At 42.9% G+C, this 5,155-nt stretch carries 11 protein-coding genes; all 11 read right to left on the bottom strand.

Features of this window, described 5'->3' with window-relative positions; translation table 11 throughout:
- A partial coding sequence (locus tag HWQ37_RS29025; protein ID WP_292753876.1) for a hypothetical protein occupies positions 1–245 on the bottom strand: 245 nt, incomplete at its 3' end.
- An 18-nt stretch (positions 246–263) separates the two neighbouring features.
- Positions 264–638, bottom strand: coding sequence for a hypothetical protein (locus HWQ37_RS29020; protein ID WP_292753875.1), 375 nt, complete (start codon positions 636–638; stop codon positions 264–266).
- Positions 635–790: a hypothetical protein gene (locus tag HWQ37_RS29015; RefSeq protein WP_292753874.1), complete on the bottom strand. Its 156-nt coding sequence runs from the start codon at positions 788–790 to the stop codon at positions 635–637. The genes HWQ37_RS29020 and HWQ37_RS29015 overlap by 4 nt, the downstream gene beginning before the upstream one ends.
- Positions 774–1,013, bottom strand: coding sequence for a hypothetical protein (locus HWQ37_RS29010; protein WP_223278504.1), 240 nt, complete (start codon positions 1,011–1,013; stop codon positions 774–776). Before HWQ37_RS29010 ends, HWQ37_RS29015 begins: the two co-directional genes overlap by 17 nt.
- 15 nt (positions 1,014–1,028) lie before the next feature.
- Positions 1,029–1,373 carry a hypothetical protein gene (locus tag HWQ37_RS29005; RefSeq protein ID WP_292753873.1) on the bottom strand — a complete coding sequence of 115 codons (345 nt, stop codon included), beginning with the start codon at positions 1,371–1,373 and terminating at the stop codon, positions 1,029–1,031.
- Positions 1,370–1,567 (bottom strand): hypothetical protein, encoded by a 198-nt coding sequence (locus HWQ37_RS29000; RefSeq protein WP_292753872.1) that lies wholly within the window; start codon positions 1,565–1,567, stop codon positions 1,370–1,372. Before HWQ37_RS29000 ends, HWQ37_RS29005 begins: the two co-directional genes overlap by 4 nt.
- Before the next feature lie 114 nt (positions 1,568–1,681).
- Positions 1,682–1,951: a hypothetical protein gene (locus HWQ37_RS28995; RefSeq protein WP_292753871.1), complete on the bottom strand. Its 270-nt coding sequence runs from the start codon at positions 1,949–1,951 to the stop codon at positions 1,682–1,684.
- Between the two features lie 71 nt (positions 1,952–2,022).
- On the bottom strand, positions 2,023–2,568 hold the full coding sequence (locus HWQ37_RS28990; protein WP_292753870.1) for a WGR domain-containing protein: 546 nt from the start codon (positions 2,566–2,568) through the stop codon (positions 2,023–2,025).
- Between the two features lie 64 nt (positions 2,569–2,632).
- Positions 2,633–3,091: a hypothetical protein gene (locus HWQ37_RS28985; RefSeq protein ID WP_292753869.1), complete on the bottom strand. Its 459-nt coding sequence runs from the start codon at positions 3,089–3,091 to the stop codon at positions 2,633–2,635.
- 23 nt (positions 3,092–3,114) lie between these two features.
- On the bottom strand, positions 3,115–4,737 hold the full coding sequence (locus HWQ37_RS28980; protein ID WP_292753868.1) for an AAA family ATPase: 1,623 nt from the start codon (positions 4,735–4,737) through the stop codon (positions 3,115–3,117).
- A 90-nt stretch (positions 4,738–4,827) separates the two neighbouring features.
- Positions 4,828–5,040 carry a DUF2997 domain-containing protein gene (locus HWQ37_RS28975; RefSeq protein ID WP_292753867.1) on the bottom strand — a complete coding sequence of 71 codons (213 nt, stop codon included), beginning with the start codon at positions 5,038–5,040 and terminating at the stop codon, positions 4,828–4,830.
- Between the last annotated feature and the right edge of the window lie 115 nt (positions 5,041–5,155).

Raw genomic sequence — 5,155 nt, 5'->3', positions numbered from 1 at the left:
GAACGTAGGTACTGCCGACAAGCTGCTTCTCCTCGATAAATCAGAATCCGCAGCGCCTGTATTTCCTGCATTGGAGAAACACAGATTTCGGCAATCGCAGCAATCAAATTCTGTTGCTTCTGCACGTAATCTTGATGCTGCTGCTCCAACTCTTGAATCTTGGAGTTTAGCTGTTGTATTTGTCGTAATGCTTGCGTCAGGGACGATTCTTTGTTTCGAGAGCGATTATCTAGGGTTAATGTCATTTTATTTATTGCTCCTACTTATTTAGATAGTCGAAAGCTTTGCCAATCAGGGCATTTATCGCCCTGCCACCCGCTAGGATGAATAGTGCAATTGAGTGTTACGCCGTTGTAGACAACCCCGTGAAAGTACCTGCAACCTCGGCAGGGAGTGGGAACAGGTCTGGGTTTCAGTGATTCTTCAAATTGCGCTGTTTCAATCCGACTACAGATAAACATGGTCAATCCAGTTCCCATCATGCTGAAACAAAAAACCAGCCTCGCTGTGCTTGCAGGTATTGTGATGTTGAAGTGATTGGTTTTCTTTTGCCCGAAAACCAGGAGAGAGCCACTCAAAATAGTGAAGAATGCGAAAACTCCAATGGCAGATTTGAGAATCAATTGCTTTGTATTCATCTTTGCTTTTTGGGTGGTTCATGCTTCGATAACAAAGTCCCAAAATCGTAAATCGTCACTGTTGGTTTTGGTTCCGGTTCAGGTTTTGGTTTCGACTCTATCACGAGTTCAGGACTGCCCAAGCCAACCGCATTTTTAATTTCCTGTTCCATGACTTGATTCTCCTTGTCGATTAAATTGCTCCACCTGATCAATTGCCTCTACTACTTCTCCTAAAACATTGAAAGCATCGTTTAATACCACATCATTTGATGTAGAAAAATGCTCTGACGATTGAAGCCTGCGATAATCCTTACTGCTTCCAACCATTTGCAACGTATATTGACAACCCTGCAATATAGTCCGAATCTCTGCTGTGGTTAATCTGATTTCCATTGTCCGTTTCTCTCCCTAAAATTTATCCCGTTGAATACTAAAACTTGCTCCGACTAGAGAACTTCCTAAGAAGGCAGAAAAACTTACCAGCATTACACCTAAGCAAATACTTTTCTGTTGCTGCCACCCAGAGATGATTATGTTGGGATTAGCATTTATCTCAATAATCTCCAGCCCCCAGCACCCCATTGCCCCTACTCCTGAAAACCCAGTTAAGAGCAGAGAGGCGATCGCAGTTGTTTCTATGGTGCGATCAATGAATACTTTGGGGTTGAATCTTTTTCGAGTACGGCGTAGAACTAATTTATTACGAGTGTTTGAAGGCAAAGATGATTGATGAGTTACTTTATGGGTCTTCATTTTGCTTCGTCTAACTCCACAAAAAATCCTGCACCAGTATTTGTCACTTTTACCAGATTGCGATTAACTAACGTTTGAATCACCCCCAGACTAAAATTTATAGTGCATAATCGAGCGCTGCCACCGCAACGGCGAAGGTACTGAAGGCATAACTGGGAATGGTCTTTTGGGACTGGGTTAGCTTTTTTAGGCATGATGTCTTTCCTGTTGTGGTTTGTAGGAAGCAAAGCGATGACTGAAAAAAAATAGCCAAGCAGTATTAATGCTTGACTAAAGTATTTTTGAATTTAAAAGGTGAATTTCAGTTATTAGAAATTCTCCAGTTCGTCAAACTGATTTGTTGCAGAGTGCTTGTACGCTTTGGCTTTATTCATTTGATGATTAGAAGCTTTAATTACTGGGATTGCAGCTTCCTTAACTGAATCCTTTGCTTGTTGAAATAGAAATTGTGTCGTCCCTTGTGCATCTTCTTCTTTTGGGTCAATTTGTCCCCATAGTGAGCAAGTTAACTCTAAAGATTCATAGTCACCTAAATTGAACTTACGTGTGTAAGTTACAGCAATAGTCTTGATTTCCATAATTTACCCAAACAATATTTCAAAATGAAGTTTAGCTTTTTAGCATTTCTTACAAAGTGACGCATCTCAAATTACAAATGCCGCCAAAAAGTTTTGCTGATAGCCTTGAGACTGACAGTTTTTGGTTCAGATTTCGGCGATGATTTGGTCTGAACAGCTACAGGTTCATTCACCAGCAAAGAATTGAGTAATTCTTGTTGATAATCGACATCTGCAACTGTTCGGTACACCCTGTAAGGATCTATCTGCATTCCTAATGGTGTTGGGACAATTTTCAGATACTCGTTAAGGGCAAGTATGTAGCTATCACCAAAGTTCCTGTTTGCAACAGCCAGGCGTATAGCATTTAATAGTTGTATCGCTCGTCTGATATCTGAAATACTGCGATCGCCATCCATTTGTGGCTGACTTTCTCTGTAGCCCTTAGATTTTTTTTCGGCTACCAGATTGTGAAATTTAGCAACCGCTCTTTGATAACTTCCTAATGTGTGGACTTTGGTTTGTGCCTGATAACCAACACGTCCCCATTGGACTATTAAGTTGCTACCTTCAGCTTTTGCGCTCCAGAACTTGTTGCTGTTGTTAACAGCGTCAACAAAAACAAGATATGTTTCCATAGTTTTCATGCTGGAATTAGTGAACAGGTGAATATCTAATTTTTAGATATTCACCTGTAATTAGTTATTGAATTGTCAATAATCGGGCATTACCCCAACGTAATTGATGTTGCAAAGCTTCTAAAATTGTTTCAGCATCGTCAACAGTTAGTCCATTTAGCTCAGAACAGAGATTTATTAACACTTCTGGAATACCATCACACAGGAATCTCTCAAAGTCTCCATCTTTCAAAGCTTCTGTAACCAAATAGTTATCAGGAGTACATATTTGTTGCATAAAAACATATTGCGACAAAGTTGTACGTAGCAAGAGTTTCGTTTTTCTGTCCAGTTGTTCTAAATATGCACCATGTTTTTCAACTAACTGGTCGATTTTTTCGGTTTGACCGTAATAAGTTACCAAGTCTGTATTTGCCATTTGATTTACCTTGAAATTAGAAATATCATTGTCAATCCAAGCCAATTCACTCTCTTTTTGGCGTAGCAATTGTCTCTTTTGAGCAATGCGATTTCTCTTGAACACAACAGGAGAAATCGCGGACTTTATCAATTCATATTGCGAAACTTGGCAGTACGCAAAGACGCTTGTTTCGCCCCGATGACAGGACTAGAGGCAGCCCTCGCAGTCTTAGACCAAGCTTGCATTCGCTCGACTGCCTGAGCATCAGTCACGGCAAGCGGGGTAATGGAATGGCTGCAATTCTCTAAATCTCCCAGCGTCACTTGCTGCGGTCGCCCTTCGTCAAACGCCAGTAGTGCCGCTTCTGCTGCTAGGGTTTCCAGTTCGGCTCCTGAAAACTTCGCGGTGTTTGCAGCGATCGCTTCCAGATATTCGGACTCCACTACAATGCCAAAACGCTCCAGATGAATCTTGAGGATTTGACATCGCTCCAGTTCGGTTGGTAAGTCAACAAAAAAGTTTTCATCAAATCTTCCCTTTCGCTTGAGTTCACTGGGCAGTATTGAAGGATCGTTACACGTTGCTACAACAAACACGCCAGCCGTACACTCACTCATAAATGTGAGCAGATTTCCCAGGATTCGGTGGGAAACTCCAGAGGTGTCGCCGCTACCAGACAAGGCTTTCTCTATTTCGTCTATCCATAAAACGCAGGGTGCAATCACTTCGGCTGTCTTCAAGGCACGGCGAACATTACCTTCAGATTCACCAACCAGAGAACCAAGGAGGGACGCAATATCAAGTTGGAGTAGTGGTAAATTGAGTATGGTTGCAATGTTTTTGGCGCAAATCGACTTACCTGTTCCGGGCGGGCCAGCCAACAATACGCCTTTGGGTTGCGGCAGATGCAGCTTACGCGCCTCTTGAGTGAACAGTCGCCGCCGCCTCATCAGCCATTCGCGCAGTAAATCGAGTCCGCCAAAGGGGATAGTTGCAGGTTTTCCCAATTCGATACCCATCTGAGCCAACAGCCGGGTTTTGTACTCGACTATCAGAGGTGTGACTGTGGCATCAATCAAAATGCCAGCGTTGCTCAAACGCTCTTTAACGGTCAGTCGCAAAAAATCGCTGACTTCCTCTAATGTCAGTCCCAGCGCTGCCCGTGCAAAGGTTTCTTTTTCTTCATAACTCAGGGACACTCGAAATGTGACATCCTGCTCAGTAGCAGATTCTTCAAGAAAAACCAGATATGACTCGAAGTGGTCTTGAATTTGGCCAATGTTCGGTAGTGGCACTTCACAGTAGGGGATGAGCCTTAACAAAGAATCGTGTAGTTCGATGTTTTGACCCAGCAGCACGATCCGTTTTTCTGTAGGTTTGAGTCGGTGGTAAAGGTTTTTCACTCTGATCAAGATTTCCCAACTCATCTGTGGGGAATTCTTGCCAAGAAATGGGTGTATGTCCCCCAGAATAAACACGCCAACGCCATCAAAGTTATTTATATAGTCGAATACGAACAGCAACGGATCTGTATGAGCAGGTCTTTTGTACTCTGGCACTGACTTAAACACCAGCCCACCATCCGGTGCAATCAGGCATTGCTCCAGGCTGGATACTCCCAAGTTCCAAAAGAAAACTGGACTGTTGAGTTTTTCTTTAGCTTGGGTTGTCAACCACTGAATGATAGTTGCCTCATCAGGAGACAGAACATCAAGTGCGGCGATCGGGATTTGGGAATCGAGCGTGGAGAGAAGATTTGAGAGTTTCATGTCAATTATTCAAATATTTCACTTATGAAATGGCGAAGCCTTTATGATCAGCAGTTACCAGCCGAGTTAAAACTGGTAACTGATGACTGATTACTGGTGCAAACGTGTTTGATTGCTTAGGGTAGTCCGAAGTTGTTGGGTTTGGGCTTCATCTTTAAACGTGCGATCGCTCTCGCTCACAACTCCCAAAGCGGATTCAAATGGTTGCGTAGCTCCAAGACAACTTAGCCCCTCGAATCCCTCCGCTTCCACACGAACTTCACCTGTAGCGCTGTCAAAATGAATCAGTATTGAACGTTCCATATTTATCTCCTCACGTACTGTTTAACTTCTTGATGTCCGGCAAAAGTCAGCCGTAGAGTTTGCACACTCCCGTTGGTTTCTTCACTAATCGCACATTCACCAAACTTTTCTTGTA

Origin of the sequence: Nostoc sp. NMS4 (assembly GCF_017115095.1) — a bacterium.
Taxonomy (GTDB): Bacteria; Cyanobacteriota; Cyanobacteriia; order Cyanobacteriales; family Nostocaceae; genus Nostoc.
This window is presented reverse-complemented; position numbering and strand designations above follow the sequence as displayed.

What these genes read in the sequence shown, in the direction of transcription:
- HWQ37_RS29000 (WP_292753872.1), bottom strand. Translation starts at nt 1,567, where the DNA reads ATGCCTAAAAAAGCTAACCCAGTCCCAAAAGACCATTCCCAGTTATGC.
- HWQ37_RS28980 (WP_292753868.1), bottom strand. Translation starts at nt 4,737, where the DNA reads ATGAAACTCTCAAATCTTCTCTCCACGCTCGATTCCCAAATCCCGATC.
- HWQ37_RS29015 (WP_292753874.1), bottom strand. Translation starts at nt 790, where the DNA reads ATGGAACAGGAAATTAAAAATGCGGTTGGCTTGGGCAGTCCTGAACTC.
- HWQ37_RS28995 (WP_292753871.1), bottom strand. Translation starts at nt 1,951, where the DNA reads ATGGAAATCAAGACTATTGCTGTAACTTACACACGTAAGTTCAATTTA.
- HWQ37_RS28990 (WP_292753870.1), bottom strand. Translation starts at nt 2,568, where the DNA reads ATGGAAACATATCTTGTTTTTGTTGACGCTGTTAACAACAGCAACAAG.
- HWQ37_RS28975 (WP_292753867.1), bottom strand. Translation starts at nt 5,040, where the DNA reads ATGGAACGTTCAATACTGATTCATTTTGACAGCGCTACAGGTGAAGTT.
- HWQ37_RS29020 (WP_292753875.1), bottom strand. Translation starts at nt 638, where the DNA reads ATGAATACAAAGCAATTGATTCTCAAATCTGCCATTGGAGTTTTCGCA.
- HWQ37_RS29010 (WP_223278504.1), bottom strand. Translation starts at nt 1,013, where the DNA reads ATGGAAATCAGATTAACCACAGCAGAGATTCGGACTATATTGCAGGGT.
- HWQ37_RS29005 (WP_292753873.1), bottom strand. Translation starts at nt 1,373, where the DNA reads ATGAAGACCCATAAAGTAACTCATCAATCATCTTTGCCTTCAAACACT.